Genomic DNA, 15,637 nt, shown 5'->3' on the forward strand with positions numbered 1-15,637 from the left:
GGAAACCCTACGCAATGCTAGGCGACGGATGTCGTCTCGAGCAGATCGCACAACTCCGGGATGGCGACAGCGACAGCGTGCGCGAATCGGTGCAAGGACTGTTCGATGCCCTCGGGCGCGCTGAGGTGGATGTTGACACCGCCGGGCTGCACGAGGTAGCCGATCCCGATGCATCGGTCGGCGATCGGCCCGAAACCGAAGAATCGAACATTGACCGATGACACGGCACTCGTGCTGAGATAGTCATCGCGCAGAATTCGCCAACCGGGAGATTCGTGCAGCGCCAGCGGCTCACCGCCGTGGTGTCGCTGGATTCGCAGTAGCTCCGCGAGGTGCCGTTCGGGAGCACGCCCCGCCTGGCATTCTCTGGTGTGAGCGACGTGTACCGCCGCCGCGGTGCGCAGCGCTTCGGCCCGAGCGGTGGCCGTGGCGGTCTCGTCGTTCATCAACGCGACGAAGCGAACGACTTCGGGGGTGACCACGCGGAGGGCTTCTGTGCGGCCGTGGCGGTAATGCCGCACGGCAACGGATTCATAGGTGGTGCCGAGCAATCCCCTGGACCGCTGATGAGCGAGTTGATAAGCCATCTGTACCAACGCATCCGGTGATATTCCGAGCCGTTTGGCCGTGTCCGAGCCGAAGCCGTCGAGCGTGACAATCTCGGTGGCGGTCTCGCTCGCCTGCTCGGCGAAGTCGGCTGAGGCTTGTCGCACAGCCTGCCGGACAGCCTCGTCGAGACGGAATTCGATCGGTGATATCGCGGGCGCCCGTCCCGGCTTGTTCGCCGAGATGACTGTCGCACTCGCCAGCACCGCGTCGCACAAGCCGGCCACGGTGGTTCCGTCCAGGCCGGACTCCTCGATGTTGACGCCTGCGCGACCATCGGCGAACACGATGAATGTCAACGCTTTGTCGTACCAGCGGTTCCCGCCGTCACCGTGCATGAGCTGGTTACAGGCAGCGAGTTCGTCTCCGGGCGCGAAGTCGTCGAGCGCGAGGCAGAACAGCGCCGTTTCGATCGTCTCGAACGCGGCGACGTTGTCCGGATCTTCCATGAGGGCCTGGCGAGCCCTCGCCCAAGCGGTGCGTGGTCCAGTTGTCAGCGCACCCGGCGACACCTCCCCCGCCGGATCGGCTCTTCTGATCACGTCCAACCCGGCGATCAGGTCCTCGATGGAATGCGGGGTACCGTCGGCCGCGACGACGTCCATTCGGAACGCATGACTTCGGAAGAAGACGACGATGTGCCGGGCCGTCGACGGGCCGGGCTCGGCGGCACTGTAGGCGGAGCGCACGGTGTCGCACTCGAAGCCGGGGATCCTGGTGGTGGAGAACAGGCGCCTGTTCTGATGCATGGACAGGGGCCGGCCGCGCAGCATCGCAGGCGCTACCATCTCGGCGTCGAGGTCGAATTTGTACGCGGCGGTACGGAAGATCAGTTCGGCGGCACGTTCGAGTTGCCCATGCTCCGAGTCCGGGAACAAGAAGAAGGAATTCGCGCTGTACGCGATACTGTCCCGATATCCGAGATGGCGAGAGTTCCAGAATGCGTCGAGCCAACTATGGACGCCGGGTGACCGATCGAATCGCTCGATCTCGCTTTGCCGAGTCCGTGCCGGACCGTCCGGCGCGAGGAACTGCTCCACGGCCGCTTTCGTGGCAGTGAGTTCCTCGTCGGTCAGCAACGGCGAGCACCTCTCGAGAAACCGTTCGCACGTTTCCTCCAACGTCGGGATGGGAAGCCGTGGCAATTGCTCGTCGTAATCGTATGTGCTGACGGGCATCTCGGTGGCGAGTTTCTCGGTCACCGTGAGAGTGTCTCATCGCAACCGCGGTGACTGACTCCAACGGTGGGAATGCCGGATGAGCCTTTGCGCGGACAGTCCGTGGATCTTCGTGCCGGACTCTCCGCGGTCGACCGGGCGGTAGCGCATCGCGAGCGGGGAGCGAACCTGCGGTGACAGAGGCTCGACCGGAGCCCGCGACTCGCCGGTTCCCACCGCTGGAGACGGCTCGACGAAAACGACGAGACATGCCGCACCGCAACGGATCTTGTGGGGGGTGACACGCGGACCGACGCCAACGCGGGAGGGTGCGGGCCACCTCCTGGTCGTGTACGCCGAAGCAGTCTGTCCGACCGGAATATTCACGCTATCGGATGACTCGAACGATGCGCTCCCCCGGACCGGGGAGCGCAACAGACCATAAAACAGACGGAATCGGACAAAAACAGACGAAAACGGATCGCAATATGCATTGCCGCAGCACCGCTTTCAGGGCCTTAATGGTTACAGCCGGGCAACCAAAAGGTCGAGCACCCCCCGGTGCAGGTAATCAACTCTGAAAAGGGGCAATGCCATGCCTACTATCACTTCGGTATCGCCGACCACGGGCCCGACTTCGGGGGGTAACAGCGTGGTTATCACCGGAACCGGATTCACCGGGCCGACCACGGTGCGATTCGGTGCGACCGCAACGACTTTCACCTTGGATTCCGATACGCAGATCACGGCGATCGCTCCGCCCGGCGCAGGCACCGTACAGATCACCGTTGCCAATGCGGGCGGAACCAGCAATGGCTTTCCTTACACCTACGTCGTGCAGCCTCCTGTGGTGGCCTCGGTCATTCCGAGTTCCGGGCCGTCGACGGGTGGAACCGTGGTTTTGATCGTCGGAACCGGCTTCACTGGAGTTACTTCGGTCAAGTTCGGTGCCACGCCGGCGACATTCTTCTTCGGGATTTCCAGCACGCTGATCATCGCGATCGCTCCGCCGGGAACGGGTACCGTGCCGGTCACCGTCACCACTCCGGTCGGTACAAGTCCGGGAGTGCCGTACACGTATGTTTCGGTGCCGACGCTGATTTCGGTCACACCGAATACCGGGCCGGTGACCGGCGGTACCGCGGTCACGATTACCGGCACCGGATTCACCGGCGCCACCGGCGTGTTCTTCGGTTTCCTTCCGGCAGTGTCGTTCACGGTGAATTCCGACACGCAGATCACCGCGATCACCCCGGTGGGCTTCGGCCCGGTGCCGGTCACGGTCACCGGTCCGGGCGGTATCGCCGGCGGCGTGTTCTTCATCTACAGCTGACGCCGCCGCCCGTGTGTGCCCGAGCCTGAGGCAGTGGTACTGCGCAGGTGGCGGCATCCGGAGGCCGGAGGGGTCGACCCTGATGCGCGGGTCGGCCCCTTCGGTCGTGGTGACGTCGACTCGGGGTCGTCGAACGAATCGCGGCGCACCCGGAACCGGCACCGGTACGGCGACCGCTGCGGCAGCACGGAGCGGCAGGCGAGCTAGCCGGCACCCAGCTCTCGGCCACCCACTCCGGACGCGAATTCCCGCCAGCGCCAAGCCCCGCCCGCGTCGCGAGCCAGAGGTGGGGTGTCTTGCCCCGCGCCGGCGCGCAGACCGGAGAGCAGATGCCGGAGGGCGTCGACGGCGGTGAACCGCGGCGTCCAGCCCAGCTCCGCCCGCGCGCGCCCGGTATCCAGGATCGGCAGGCGCATCACCGCGTCGAACAGGTCCGGCGCCGCGGGCAGGGTCCGCGCGTGCCACCCCATGGCCAGCGCGGCGCGGACGAGTCCGGGTGGGACGGTCACCACCCGGGCGCCGAACAACTCGGCCAGCCGGGCGCGGTCGATCACCGGTTCCGCGGCCAGATTGAACGGTCCGCGGGCGTCGGTCGCGATAGCGAGGGCGTAGGCGCGACCCACGTCGTCACTGTGTACCGCTTGGAAGCGCAGGCCCCGCGGAAGTGGCAAGATCGGCGGGAGCCCCGGCCGGATCAGGCGATTCGGCAGCAGCGGCCCGGCGAACAAGCGCCGCTGCTGGCTGGCGGTCTCCCGGCGGAAGATGAACCCCGGGCGCATCCGGACCACGCGGCGGTCCGGATTCTCGGCCTCGAACCGATCCAGCAGCCGTTCCACATAAGCCTTCTCGCGGGTATACGCGGCAGACGGCCAGCCATCGGTCGGCCAACTCTCCGGCACCGGCTCGTCGTCGTGGCACGGGGAGTAGGCGCCGACCGACGAGGCGTAGATGAAAGCCGGGACCTGCGCGGCGGCCACGGCACGCAGCACGCGCTCCGTGCCGCCCACATTCGCGCGCCAAGTGACGATGGGCTGATGGCTGGGCTGGAACAGCCATGCCAAATGCACCACCGCGTCGGCGCCGTGGAAGTGGGATTCCAGGTCGTCGGTTCGCATGTCCGCCTGCACCCATTCGACGCCATCCCAAGACTTGCTCGGAACGCGTCGCGCGATTCCCACGATCGAATCGACCCCTGCTTCTGCCGACAGGGTCTCCAGCAAACTCGTCCCCACGTTTCCGGTGGCACCGACCACGACTACGCGCATATCTGCTCCTCGGCTCGGCGGCGAGATTCGAAAGCGATGTACCCGGCCGCCGGACGACGACACCCGGCCATCCGTTCCAGCTGGATAAAGATGGAAACAGGCGGGGAGGGCGGCCGCGCGGCCGCCCTCCCCGCCTGTCGTCGGGAAAGCTCAGATATCGGATTTGGCCAGGCGCTGGGCCAGAAGCTCTTTACCCATCCGACCGCCTTTACGGCTGTCGGCCTGCGCCTTGCGGAAGAATTCCACCAGCTCGCTGTCTCCGTCGCGTTCCGCGTCCCGGATGAATGTATCCAGACGCAGAGCATTCTCCAGGGACGCTTCGACGAACCAGATCAGGTTGTAGTCCTTGTCCCTGGTGCCGGTAACGGTGCCCGTTTCCTGCTGCTCGGCCATCTCCACTCCTCTCGCTTCTTCGTCGTCGAGCGGCGCGCTTGCTCAGTCCCGTCCGAGCGCGTGCGCCAGCTCCTTCTTCGTCATCTTCGAGCGGCCTTCGACATTGCGTTTCTTGGCCTCGTTGTACAGCTGGTCGCGCGTCGGCCCTTGTGCGCCACTGTGCGAACGCTGTCCGCCGCGCTGTTGCGGCGACTTGTCGTCGGTCGAGGTCTTGCTCGCGGCCTTGGACTGCCCGGACTGGGCGCGGTTCTTGTCGACCGTGCGAGCGGCGATCTCCTTCGCGCGATCGGTGCTCGCGCCGCGAGTTTTCGCGGAGTCCTTGATGTGCTCGTATTGGCGTTCCTGCTTGTCCGACCAAGCCTTCGGCATGTGATCACCTCCTGTGATTGCGGTTTACCCCGCATGTCCGGACGCAATCCGGTCCGGGCCGTCCGCCTACCCGCTCGGCCCCGGGGGGCTCGTCGCGGCCGGAGCCACCCGGGGGCTCGGTTCATCAGCAATTGGACGGCGCGGGCTCTCCGCGAACCCGGCCTTCGAGCCAGGTCAGTACCGCAGGGGCGCCGGAGACCGCCGCGGACAGATGGTCGAAAGCGGGCACGTGCAGCATCTGCCACCGCACCCCGGCCGCGCACCAACGGCGGCCGGTGTTGTCGATGGCAGCGATCGGAATCAGCGGATCGCTCGGCGAATGCCACTCGAAGATCGGAATTTCCGGAGCGCCGCCGTAGAGCTCCACGCTGTTCTCCTCTACCACCGACCATGCCTCGGGCATGTCGAAGACCGAGGTGCTGTCGGTCATCTCGCGCGCGCTGCCACCGGCGCCGATGGTGAGGATCTCGTTGGTGCAGCTGTTGGCCATGGCGTCACGCAGTGCGCGGCCGCGCGCGTTGAGATTCGAGCTGATCCGCACCTGGTCGGGATATTCCCGCTCCAAACCGATCGCCGCCGCCATCGCCAAGCCGAAGGCCGGGTGCGGATTCAAACCCAGCCCATCCGCCATCGCCACCAGGTTCATCGGCGCGCCACCGAAGGCCGCGCCCACCAGCCGCACGTCAGGGGCGTAGGAGGGCTGTAGCGCCGCCGCCCAAGCCGTGGCGAGACCGCCGCCGGAGTACCCGGCCAGCGCCACCGGGCTCTGCTGAACCCCGAGGTCGGGCAGTTGTTTCGCCGCCCGGATCCCGTCCAGCGTGATCTGGCCGCCCAGACGTCCCGCTCCGAGGGCGAACTGCGGTCCGAGATGGTCCGGCAGCGCCAGACTCCAGCCTTCCTGCAGCAGCACACCCAACATCGGCGTCGTCGCCGAGAGATTCAGATCGTTCTCGTAGAGCAGGTGCGATACCGCGCAGCCGGTACCGAGCGAATTGATGAAGTGCTGGTACGACAACAGTGGCATGCCGGGCCGCTGGAAGGCGGGGGTGACGATCGTGGTGGTGGCCGCGATCGGCGCGCCGTGCGAATTGGTGGAACGGAACTCGACCAGCCGGACGGCGGCGCCCGGGAAGGAAGCCAGCGGCGGCAAGGGCCGCACCGCGAGCACGTCACCTGGTCGGTGCGCCGCCAGATCGGCCGGCGCGGCGTAGAACGGGTCCGGATCGGGCAGCGGATATATCGGCTCCGCGGTTGCCGTCGTCGACAGCAGCAGGGTGAGTGCCATGCCGCCGACCGCACCGAGGACACGGACCGAACCCATGCGCCCGCTGCCCAGGATACGAAGAAATGGACGAGTCACGACCGTTGACCTCCAAGGGTAGTTCGCCGCATTCGTCGATCAGCCGGCTGGGTTGATGTTCCCTCAGCAAATTACCAGCGACACAACGGGTGAAACCGGAATCGGTCAGAAAGGCGCTTTAACGGGCGGTGGAACTTCGAATCCTCCGGATCAACGCGCGTATCGTGATGCTCAGCAATCTGTTGGCCATTCTGGTTCGCCGCGTCGATTCGAAGCCGCCTGCGACATCCGTTCGACGGCGGCGCGCCCCGCGCGCGGGCGAGCGGCCCCGGCGAACGCCCGGGGGTTGCGACGAGGGGCGAGCACGGCTTGGCTGGATCACATACACAGTGACGAGGTGCAGGACGAGGGAAGGAGCGGTCATGTCCAAGACAGCAACCGAGAAGGTCCGCGCATCCGGCTCCGAGGCGCGGGAGGCGGCACCGCCGGTGCCCGGCACCGAGACCGAATCGAAGGCCGAATCGAAGACCGGGTCGAAGACCGGGTCGCGCCCCGCGCCCACCGCGCGCGCCAGGTTGCGTGTGCCGGTTCCCACGGTCGGCATGCGGATGGCCCGCATTCCGCTTCCGCCCGGGCCGCGCACCGTGGCGACCGGAGTTTCGTCGGCGACCACGGCGGTGCGCAATCGGGTACCGGATCGGGAGTCGTTGCTCTATTTCGGCGGGCTCGGGGCCGCGGCGGTCACCGGGCTGGTGTCGTGGCCGGTCGCCGGGGCGATCGGCGTCGGCGTCTGGGTGGCCGAGCATGCCCGTCGTGCTCCGGAGACCGCGCGGAGTGGGAGCGAAGGGTGATCTGACGCCGGCATCGCTCCCTGTGGTTCATCGGCTCTGTCGTGCCGCCCGAGTGCTGCGGCTGTGCCGTTCCGCCGCCGGGTTGCGTACCCGGTGCACGGCGCGTAGCTCCGAGGACGAATCCGGTTCCGCCACAGGACGTCCGCTCTGTGTGATGAACGGAGCCGTCCGGCGCCATCGGCGTTCACCACGAGCACCCCGGCGGCAGCGCTGCGAGGACAGTGCCCCGGGCGGAGTTCGCGAGGGCTACCAGTCGACCACGCCGAGTTCGTGGAGCTTGCGGAAGACCAGCATCGAACCGGGTGCCACGTGGTCCATCGCGGCGTACTCGCTGACGGTGAAGTAGCGCAGTTCGGCGATCTCGCTGGTGGGGCGCGGGTCGCCGTCGAGTTCGGCGGTGAAGCAGGTCATGTGCAGGCGGGTGCCGGGGGAGTGGCCGTACGCCTCGGCGTGGAATACCCCGAGTTCGTCGCAGGAGACGACACCGACACCGAGTTCCTCGCGCACTTCGCGGTGCAGTGCCGCCTCGGGCGTCTCGCCGGGGTCGATCTTGCCGCCGGCCATGTAGAAGACGTCTTTGCCTGCCGAGCGCGCCTGCAGCAGGCGGCGATCCCGGATATGGGCCAGCGCGGACGTGCGAATCACCGGCCCACTGTACTGAGCGGCCCGGACGGGACGTCAACCGGATTTCGCGCGGATCGGCAGGCTCAGCGCTCGAGGACGGCGCGGTGCAGCAGTTCGCCGATGCGCCGGTGGATCAGCGCGGTGTCGTCCCCGTCGGCGACGAACTCCAGGAACAGCGCCGCACCCGCCGCCAGTGCGATGACGGCCCTGGCGTCGAGCTCGGCCTGCCCGCGGGGTTCGGTGGCACCCGGCCGGGCGGTCCCGCCACGGCGTCCGGCCGTGTCGCCCGCGGCGAAGAGCGCGGCCGCCGGTGTGCTGAACCCGGCCCACAGCCGGTGGCGCAAGTGCGGGTCGTGATCGAGCGCGGTCAACAGCCCCGGGACGGCGGCGCGAACATCGGCGCGCGCGAACAATTCCCGGCTGCCGCGCAGCACCCACTCGATCCACCCGGACTGGTCGGTGCCCTCGAACGGGCCCAGGTCGGGTGTCTCACCCAGAACGGCGTGCAGCACCAACTCCGCCTTGGATTGCCAGCGGCGACCGATGGAAGCCCGGCCGACTCCGGCGCGTGCCGCCACCGCCCGGACGCTCAACTCATCCCATCCGACTTCGGCCAACATCTCCCGGACGGTCGCCAGCACGCGCTGCTCGACCGACTCGTCCCGAGGCCGGCCGACGCTCCGGGGCCCCGGCCGCGGGTCCTGTGCCGTTTCGCCCATGCCGTTTCCCGCCTTCTATTACGATGCCACTGGCATCGAATTTATGCCGATGCTTCGGGCAATTGTCGCGGCGCGCCGAAGGCGCCCCGTGGGCGGCCCGGACAGGTGAGCTCGGGGTGACGAAGGAATGAGATGGGCGGACGAAACGGTCGACCGTGGACGGCGGCGCGGGGAACGGAAACGCGGGAGCGGTCGACCGGAAACGACAAGGGGTAGCCGGGATGCGAATCGCGGTCACCGGCGGCACCGGCTACCTGGGTGCGCATACCGTTTCCGCACTGCTGCGGGCGGGGCACAGCGTCGTCCTGCTGGTCCATCCGAGCGAATCGGTCCCGGCGGCGGTCGGCATGTTCGATGCCGGGCCCGAAGCGCTGTCGGTGCTGCCGGGCGACATCCGGGATCCGAAGGTGGTCGAGGCGTTGCTCGTCGGATGCGACGCCGTCCTGCACGCGGCGGGCGTGGTCGGCACCGACGACCGGCGCGAGCAGTTGATGTGGGAGGTCAACGCCGACGCGACGGCCACCGTGCTGGCCCGCGCGACAGCGCTCGGATTGGACCCGATCGTCCACGTGGCCAGCTACAGCGCGCTTTTCCCCAGCCCCGATCCGGTCATCACGCCCGACAGCCCGACCGCGCCCGGTCGCAGCGCCTACGGCCGCACCAAGTCGGCCGCCGATCGGATCGCCCGGGCGTTGCAGGCCGCGGGCGCGCCGATCGTCATCACCTACCCCTCCAGCGTCGTCGGCCCTGGCCTCGGCGCGCAGGCCGGGATCACCTCCGACGGCTGGGGCGCGATTCTGCGGGCCCGGGTCGCGCCGCGGATTCGCGGCGGGATGCAGATGATCGACGTCCGGGACGTGGCCGCCGTGCACGCCGCCGTCATGCGTCCCGGTCTCGGACCGCGGCGCTATCTGTGCGGCGGTCACCTGGTGGCGTTCGACGAGATCGTGGACATCCTGGAAAGTGCTGCCGGACAGCGGATCCGGCGGGTCCCGGTGCCGAAGGCCGCGCTGCTGGGACTCGGGCGGCTCACCGACGCCGCCGCCCGCTTCCTGCCGATCAGCGCCGGGCTCAGCTACGAGGCCGCGTGGTTGCTGACCACCGCCACGCCGACCGACGATTCCCGGACCCTGGCCGAACTCGATCTGCGCTGGCGGCCCATCCGGGACGCCATCGTCGAATCGGTGCGGCGCGAGAACGGTTCGCGCACGTGAGGGACCGCGAGCCGGTCAGATCAGCTCGCGGGATACGGCGGCGACGAGACCGCCGTCGATGATCAGATCCTGGCCGTTGACGTAGGACGCCTCGGCGGACGCGAGGAATGCCACGGCGCAGGCCACGTCGTCGGCGGTACCCAACCGGCGGCTCGCCACCTCGGCCAGCACGGCGGTGTGCGCGTCGGGGCTGACGTTGTCGTGGAACATCGGAGTCTCGATGTACCCGGGGCTCACGGAATTGACCCGGATTCCCCTGGGTCCCAGCTCCGCCGCGAGGGTGCGGGCCAGGTTGTGCACGGCCGCCTTGGTCGCCGCGTACAGCGAGGCGCCGGGCAGGCCGCGGTGCAGCGTCCACGACGCGTTGATGACGACCGCGGCGTGCGCGGACAGCAGCGGCAGGGCTTTCTGGACGGTGAAGAACACGCCTTTGAAGTTGGTGTCCACGACGCGGTCGAACTCGTCCTCGGTGACTTCGGCGTGCGGCTGGAAGGACGCGACCCCCGCGTTGGCGAACACGACATCGAGGCGGCCGTACCGATCGCGAATGGCGGCGGTGAGCGCGTCGAGGTCGGCCAGACGCGCCGCATCGGCTCGGATCGCGAGCACGCGGTCGCCGCCGTGCAATGCGCCGGCCGCGGCGTCCAGTCGGGTCCGGTCCCGGCCGGTGATGACCACCTGCGCGCCTTCCGCGAGCAGCCGTCGGGCGGTGGCAAGCCCCATGCCGCTCGAGCCGCCGGTGATGAGCGCGACCTTGCCGTCGAATCGGGAGATGTTGTGCGTCATGGAAATCAGCGTGCCGAAGCGTCCCGGGAGCGAACAGTGTCCAGTTGACCTAGGTGTGGCACCACCAGGTTGCGGTCACACCGGGGCGAGTTGGCTGCGCATCAGCCCGTCGACCCGCTGGGCGGTGCCGGGTTGCGGGTTGTAGAGCACCAGGAACCAGTCCGGATGGTCGGCCACCGCGAGGGTGGTCGTGTCGAACAGCAGGTCACCGGCTACGGGATGGCGCACCGCTTTCACGGCTTGGACGGCGGCGTCCACATCGTGGCGGGCCCACAGCCGGGCGAACTCGGGACTCGCGGCGGTGAGTTCGCCGACCACCCTGGCGAACTCGGGATCGCCGGGGGCGTGCGCGGCGTCGGCGCGGAAGGCGGCCACGACCGCGGGCGCGATGGCGGTCCACGCCACGTGCATGGCTCGGTACCGGGCGTTGGTGAAAAAGCTGATCAGGCAGTTGTGGTCGGCCTCGGTGAATCCGAAGACAGTTCGTGCCGCGTCGTTGACCGCGAGCAGATTCCAGCAGCGGTCACGCAGCACTGCCGGGCGCGATCCCCACGCGTCGAGCAACCGGTGCAGCTCGGGGGTGACCTCGGTGCCACGGGCCGCGCCCGGCGGCGGTGGATTGAGACCGGCGAGCAGATACAGGTGCGACCGCTCCGGTCCGGAAAGGCGCAGTGCCGCACCGACCGCGTCGAGGACCTCCGCCGACACGGTGATATCGCGCCCCTGCTCCAGCCACGTGTACCAGGACACGCCGACACCGGCGAGTATCGCGACCTCCTCCCGGCGCAGGCCGGGCGTCCGCCGCCGGCCCACCGCCGCCAGGCCGACGTCGTGCGGAGTGAGCCGGGCTCTGCGGGTGCGGAGGAAGTCACGGAGTTGGGCACGCCGGTGCGGTGCCGCCGAAGTTTCGCCGGTCATAGGCACGGCAACAACCGACGCTTCGGATCAGTTCCCGAGGTGCACCGGGAATGCTTCGAGGTCGTTCTGGGTGAGGACGGGGAGGTTGCGGATCTCCTCGACCGGCACTGCGAAGCGCAGGCCGGGGAAGCGGGTGAACAAGGCGGGCAGCGCGATCCCGGCTTCCAGGCGGGCGAGGGCCGCGCCGGGGCAGATGTGCGGGCCGTATCCGAAAGCCAAGTGGCGGTTGGCGGTCGCGCGGGAGACGTCGAAGTCGTCGGCGTCCGGGCCGTGCACGGCGAAATCCCGGCCGATCGCACGGTAGGACATGACCACGCCCTCGCCCTTCTCGATGACGGTGTCGCCCACGGCGATGTCCTCGGTGGCGAAACGCATCAGCAGGTGCGTGACGGGGCTGTCCCAGCGCAGGGTCTCCTCCACCGCGGCCTCCCAGGTGAGGTCACCGGCACGGATGGCGCTCAGCTGTTCCGGCCGCCCCAGCAGGGCGCGCACGGCGTTGAGGATGAGGCCGATGGTGGTCTCGTGCCCGGCGGCCACCAGTGCCTTCAGGTTGCCCACCACTTCTTCCTCGGTGAGCGGCTCGGTGCCGTCGCCGCCGACGATGAAAGCGCTGGTCAGGTCGTCTGCCGGGTCGGCGGTCTTTTTGCGAACCAGGTCGGTGAAGTAGAGGTCCAGCTCGTCGATCACCCGTAGCCTCTCGTCCTGCGGCGTGAGCAGTGAGAAGAACGCTTTGTACCAGCCGAGCAGCATCGGATGGTCGGCCCGGTCCACGCCCATCAGCTCACTGATCACCCGCATCGGCAGCGGATAGGCGAACACCGTCTTGAGGTCTACCGCCGTGCCGTCGCGTCCGGCCTCGGCGAGATCGTCGAGCAGTTCGACGGTCATCCGCTCGATCGTCGGCCGCAGCGCGTCGAGCCTGCGCTTGGTCAGCGCCTGGGTGGTCTTGATCCGCAGCCTGCGGTGCTCGGCGCCGTCGACGGTGAACATGGAGCGACCCGCGTCGATCATGCCGATCAGCGGCCACTGCCTGGTCACCGCGCCGGACTGCCACAGCGACCACGCGTTGATGTCCTTGACCAGCCGGGTGTCGACGAGCAGCTGCCTGGCGAGCGTGTGCTGGGTGACGGTCCAGGCGGGCACGCCGAGCAGTTCGATCCGGGTGAGCGGGCCTTCGGCGCGTAGCCGGCTGGTCTCCGCGCCCAGGTCGCCGACCATCGGATCGATGACAAGGGTGGCTGCGTGCGGGCATTCGGTGCTCACGGGGTACCTCCGACGGCGCGAACGGGTGTGAAGCGGACGGGCAGAGATGTCATGCCGCGCAGGAAGGCCGACGGTCGCCGGACCAGATTCCGGGCGGGTATCGCCAGATCGAGGTCGGGCAGCCGGTCGAGCAGGACCTCGATGCCGGTGCGCGCGATGACCTCGGCGATCTCCTGCGCGGGAAAGGGGCAGCGGTATTCGCCGTAGCTGAACGCGAAATGCGCGCTGTTGCCGGTGTGCGCGGGCTCGGCGCCGTCGGAGACGTGCTGGCGCACATGCGGATCGGCGTTGGCCGCGGCCAGGCCGAGCAACAGCATGTCCCCGGCGCGGATCACCTTGTCGCCCAGGCGCGTGTCGCGGGCGGCCCAGCGCCCGGCGAGGATCTGGGTCGGCGTGTCCTCCCACAGGACTTCGTTCATCGCCTGGCCAACGCTGTGGCGCCCGCCGCCGAGGGCGGCGGCGAACCGGTCGTCGGTGAGCATCAGCCGCACCGAGTTCCCGATCCAGTCGGCCGTGGGCAGATACCCCGCGGCGGTGATCGCCATCAGGTCGAGGACGTATTCCTGGTCGGTGAACGGACCGGGATGCGCGAGCATCCAGGACACCAGATCGGCGCCCCGCGCGGCCTTCTTGCTCGCCAGCAGGCGCTGCATGTGTTCGGCGAACTGCTGATGCGCGGCCTGCGCATCGGACCCGCCGTCGGCGAGGGTCTTCATCGTCCACGCCACCTGCGGTCCGTCCTCGTCGGGGAAACCGAGGATCCGCGCGAGCGCCAGCACCGGCAGCGGCTCGGCGAAATCGGCGACCAGTTCCGCTTCACCCCGGCCGCAGAACGCGTCGATCAAGCGGTCGGCCAAATCCTCACAGGCGCGGCGCAATCCGAAGGTGTCGACCGCCTCCAGCGCCGGCTCCACCATCGCCACGTGCCTGCGGTGCTCCGCGCCCGCGGTGAAATAGATCGATGGCATCGGCTGCCCGACCATCGGCAGCAGCGGCCAGTCCGGCGGAATGTTCGGCCACTGATTCCATCGGCCGACATCGCGCGGGAACAATTCGGGATCGCTGGTCACCTGGTGCACTTCCCGGTAGCCGATGACCAGCCACGCGGGGACGCCGCCGGGCAGTTCGACGGCGACCACCGGGCCGTGCTCGCGACGCATCTCGTGATAGAGCTGGTGCGGATCGGTATGGAAACGCGGGCCGCTCAACGTCACCGGGGCGGCGTGAACGGGGCAGCTGTCGGTGGAACTCGGCGCGGGCGTGGTCATGACGCGGCCTCCGGAGTCGGGAGCAGGGGGCGCCGGGCCGCCGGGGGCGGGGCGAGGGAGTAGAGGTGCTCGACGAGGGTGATGAGGACGCCCTTGCCGGACTCGCGGGAGCGGGCGTCGCAGTCGATCACCGGCACGTGCGGATCCAGGTCGAGCGCGTCGCGCACCTCGTCGGGGCGGTGGCCGCCGCCGAAGTCGTTGCAGGCGACGACGAACGGTGTCTTCTGGTGTTCCAGCCGGTCGACGGCGTACCAGGAGTCGGCGATCCGGTGCGGGTCGACCAGCACGATCGCGCCGAGCGCCCCGGTGAACAGCCGGTCCCAGAGGAACCGGAACCGCTCCTGCCCCGGTGCGCCGAAGAGGTACAGCACGTGTTCGTGGTCGATGGTGATCCGGCCGAAGTCGAAGGCGACGGTCGTCGTCGACTTGCCCGGCGCGCCACTGGGATCGTCGATGCCCAGCCCCTCGTCGGTCATGATCGCCTCGGTGTCCAGCGGCCGGATCTCGCTGACCGCCCGGACCATCGTCGTCTTGCCCACGCCGAAACCTCCGACGATGACGATCTTCAGTCCCCGCGTGGTCGCACGATGCAGGGGCGCGTCCGCGCGGGCCGGGCGCGGGTCAGAGTTTGCGAAGTCCAACGAGCACCTTCTCCAGCGTCGTGGTGTCGGGCAGGGAGTGCCAGGGCGAGCCGGGCGGACCGGCCAGCGGCGGACGCACGGTGATCTTGCCCGCGTGCAGCAGGTCCGAGAGCAGGATGGTGGCGATGCCGACCGGAATCCGCAGCTCCGCGGCGATTTCCACGACGGCGGTCGGGGTGCGGCACAGATCGAGGATCGCCACGTGCTCGGACTGCATGCCCGCGGTCGGCGCGCACTCGCTGACCACCAGGGTGACCAGATCGAAGGTGTCGGAGTCCGGCTTGCTGCGGCCACCGGTCAGCGTGTAGAGCCGATCGGGGTCGTCGTCGCGGCCTGGCCTGGTCACGACACGCCCGCTCCCGGGAAGCGCGGCGCGGCCGCCAAGTACTCACCCAGCTGCTCCACCAGTTCGCGCATGTTGTGGCCGACCAGTCCCGCGTCCGCGTCCTCGGCGGCGACAACCGCGATGTGCGCGCCCAGCCCGGCTTCGACGATGAACAGGATGCCGCCGTAGAACTCCGTCATCGACTGGCGCACCCCGGCCCGGCCGTCGCCGAACTCCACCGACGCGCCGTGCGAGAGGCTCTGGATGCCCGCCGCGATGGCGGCGAGCTGGTCGGCCCCGTCCACGGTGAGTTCGGGCGTGTGGCAGATCTTCAACCCGTCGCTGGACAGCAGCAGGGCATGCCTGGTGCGCGGGGTGCGGGTGAGCAGCTGTTCCAACAGCCAGCTCAGCCGAGCGGTCTCGGAGGTCGTCATAGTTCGTTCTCCACGGAGCCGGAAGGGGCGGGGGTAGGGGTGGCGGCACGGCCGGTCGCGGGCCCGCTCACCGCGCGCTGGAACGCGCCGAGCGAGTCGGGGCGTGCCGCGGGGGGAGTCGGCGCGGCGGGCTCCGGTGCGGCGAGCCCGCCGGGATGGACGGCGGCCAGC

The 15,637-nt window shown here is 68.8% G+C and carries 17 protein-coding genes; 3 read left to right on the top strand and 14 right to left on the bottom strand.

Annotation, left to right across the window (positions count from 1 at the left end):
- Positions 1-17: 17 nt before the first annotated feature.
- The gene (locus ON29_RS11985; RefSeq protein WP_245548920.1) at positions 18-1,808 is read right to left on the bottom strand and encodes a choline/carnitine O-acyltransferase; all 1,791 of its coding nucleotides are present in this window, start codon (positions 1,806-1,808) and stop codon (positions 18-20) included.
- 550 nt (positions 1,809-2,358) lie between these two features.
- Here ON29_RS11985 and ON29_RS37995 point away from each other — a divergent pair.
- Positions 2,359-3,096 (top strand): IPT/TIG domain-containing protein, encoded by a 738-nt coding sequence (locus tag ON29_RS37995; RefSeq protein WP_083863392.1) that lies wholly within the window; start codon positions 2,359-2,361, stop codon positions 3,094-3,096.
- Between the two features lie 203 nt (positions 3,097-3,299).
- Here ON29_RS37995 and ON29_RS11995 read toward each other — a convergent pair whose 3' ends face one another.
- The 4 genes from ON29_RS11995 to ON29_RS12010 all read right to left on the bottom strand — a co-directional run bounded on the left by ON29_RS11995 (position 3,300) and on the right by ON29_RS12010 (position 6,444).
- On the bottom strand, positions 3,300-4,361 hold the full coding sequence (locus ON29_RS11995) for an NAD-dependent epimerase/dehydratase family protein (RefSeq protein ID WP_040866295.1): 1,062 nt from the start codon (positions 4,359-4,361) through the stop codon (positions 3,300-3,302).
- A gap of 150 nt (positions 4,362-4,511) precedes the next feature.
- Positions 4,512-4,754 (bottom strand): hypothetical protein, encoded by a 243-nt coding sequence (locus tag ON29_RS12000; protein ID WP_040866322.1) that lies wholly within the window; start codon positions 4,752-4,754, stop codon positions 4,512-4,514.
- A gap of 42 nt (positions 4,755-4,796) precedes the next feature.
- Positions 4,797-5,123, bottom strand: a complete 327-nt coding sequence (locus tag ON29_RS12005) for a hypothetical protein (RefSeq protein ID WP_040866296.1) — start codon at positions 5,121-5,123, stop codon at positions 4,797-4,799.
- Positions 5,124-5,247: 124 nt separating this feature from the next.
- Positions 5,248-6,444, bottom strand: coding sequence for a lipase family protein (locus tag ON29_RS12010; protein WP_040866297.1), 1,197 nt, complete (start codon positions 6,442-6,444; stop codon positions 5,248-5,250).
- A 401-nt stretch (positions 6,445-6,845) separates the two neighbouring features.
- Between ON29_RS12010 and ON29_RS33805 the strand changes: the two genes are divergently transcribed.
- Positions 6,846-7,274 carry a hypothetical protein gene (locus tag ON29_RS33805; protein WP_051175125.1) on the top strand — a complete coding sequence of 143 codons (429 nt, stop codon included), beginning with the start codon at positions 6,846-6,848 and terminating at the stop codon, positions 7,272-7,274.
- 246 nt (positions 7,275-7,520) lie between these two features.
- On the opposite strand, the gene ON29_RS12020 is transcribed toward ON29_RS33805, so the two are convergent.
- Positions 7,521-7,919: an NUDIX hydrolase gene (locus ON29_RS12020; protein ID WP_040866298.1), complete on the bottom strand. Its 399-nt coding sequence runs from the start codon at positions 7,917-7,919 to the stop codon at positions 7,521-7,523.
- 62 nt (positions 7,920-7,981) lie between these two features.
- On the bottom strand, positions 7,982-8,617 hold the full coding sequence (locus tag ON29_RS12025; RefSeq protein WP_040866299.1) for a TetR/AcrR family transcriptional regulator: 636 nt from the start codon (positions 8,615-8,617) through the stop codon (positions 7,982-7,984).
- Between the two features lie 221 nt (positions 8,618-8,838).
- Between ON29_RS12025 and ON29_RS12030 the strand changes: the two genes are divergently transcribed.
- Positions 8,839-9,831 (top strand): NAD-dependent epimerase/dehydratase family protein, encoded by a 993-nt coding sequence (locus ON29_RS12030; RefSeq protein ID WP_040866300.1) that lies wholly within the window; start codon positions 8,839-8,841, stop codon positions 9,829-9,831.
- Between the two features lie 15 nt (positions 9,832-9,846).
- Here ON29_RS12030 and ON29_RS12035 read toward each other — a convergent pair whose 3' ends face one another.
- From ON29_RS12035 to ON29_RS12065, 7 genes are all read right to left on the bottom strand, one after another.
- Entirely contained in the window at positions 9,847-10,617 is a 771-nt protein-coding gene (locus tag ON29_RS12035) for a glucose 1-dehydrogenase (protein WP_040866301.1), read from the bottom strand.
- A 75-nt stretch (positions 10,618-10,692) separates the two neighbouring features.
- Positions 10,693-11,535, bottom strand: coding sequence for a helix-turn-helix transcriptional regulator (locus ON29_RS12040; protein WP_040866302.1), 843 nt, complete (start codon positions 11,533-11,535; stop codon positions 10,693-10,695).
- A 27-nt stretch (positions 11,536-11,562) separates the two neighbouring features.
- On the bottom strand, positions 11,563-12,798 hold the full coding sequence (locus tag ON29_RS12045; protein WP_040866303.1) for a cytochrome P450 family protein: 1,236 nt from the start codon (positions 12,796-12,798) through the stop codon (positions 11,563-11,565).
- Positions 12,795-14,066 carry a cytochrome P450 family protein gene (locus ON29_RS12050; protein ID WP_040866304.1) on the bottom strand — a complete coding sequence of 424 codons (1,272 nt, stop codon included), beginning with the start codon at positions 14,064-14,066 and terminating at the stop codon, positions 12,795-12,797. The genes ON29_RS12045 and ON29_RS12050 overlap by 4 nt, the downstream gene beginning before the upstream one ends.
- On the bottom strand, positions 14,063-14,707 hold the full coding sequence (locus tag ON29_RS12055; RefSeq protein ID WP_040866305.1) for a GTP-binding protein: 645 nt from the start codon (positions 14,705-14,707) through the stop codon (positions 14,063-14,065). Before ON29_RS12055 ends, ON29_RS12050 begins: the two co-directional genes overlap by 4 nt.
- A complete protein-coding gene (locus ON29_RS12060) occupies positions 14,688-15,053 on the bottom strand; it encodes a DUF742 domain-containing protein (RefSeq protein ID WP_040866306.1) in 366 nt (121 codons plus the stop codon). Before ON29_RS12060 ends, ON29_RS12055 begins: the two co-directional genes overlap by 20 nt.
- The gene (locus tag ON29_RS12065; RefSeq protein ID WP_040866307.1) at positions 15,050-15,466 is read right to left on the bottom strand and encodes a roadblock/LC7 domain-containing protein; all 417 of its coding nucleotides are present in this window, start codon (positions 15,464-15,466) and stop codon (positions 15,050-15,052) included. Before ON29_RS12065 ends, ON29_RS12060 begins: the two co-directional genes overlap by 4 nt.
- Positions 15,467-15,637: the final 171 nt, after the last annotated feature.

The organism is Nocardia exalbida NBRC 100660, assembly GCF_000308575.1.
GTDB lineage: Bacteria > Actinomycetota > Actinomycetes > Mycobacteriales > Mycobacteriaceae > Nocardia > Nocardia exalbida.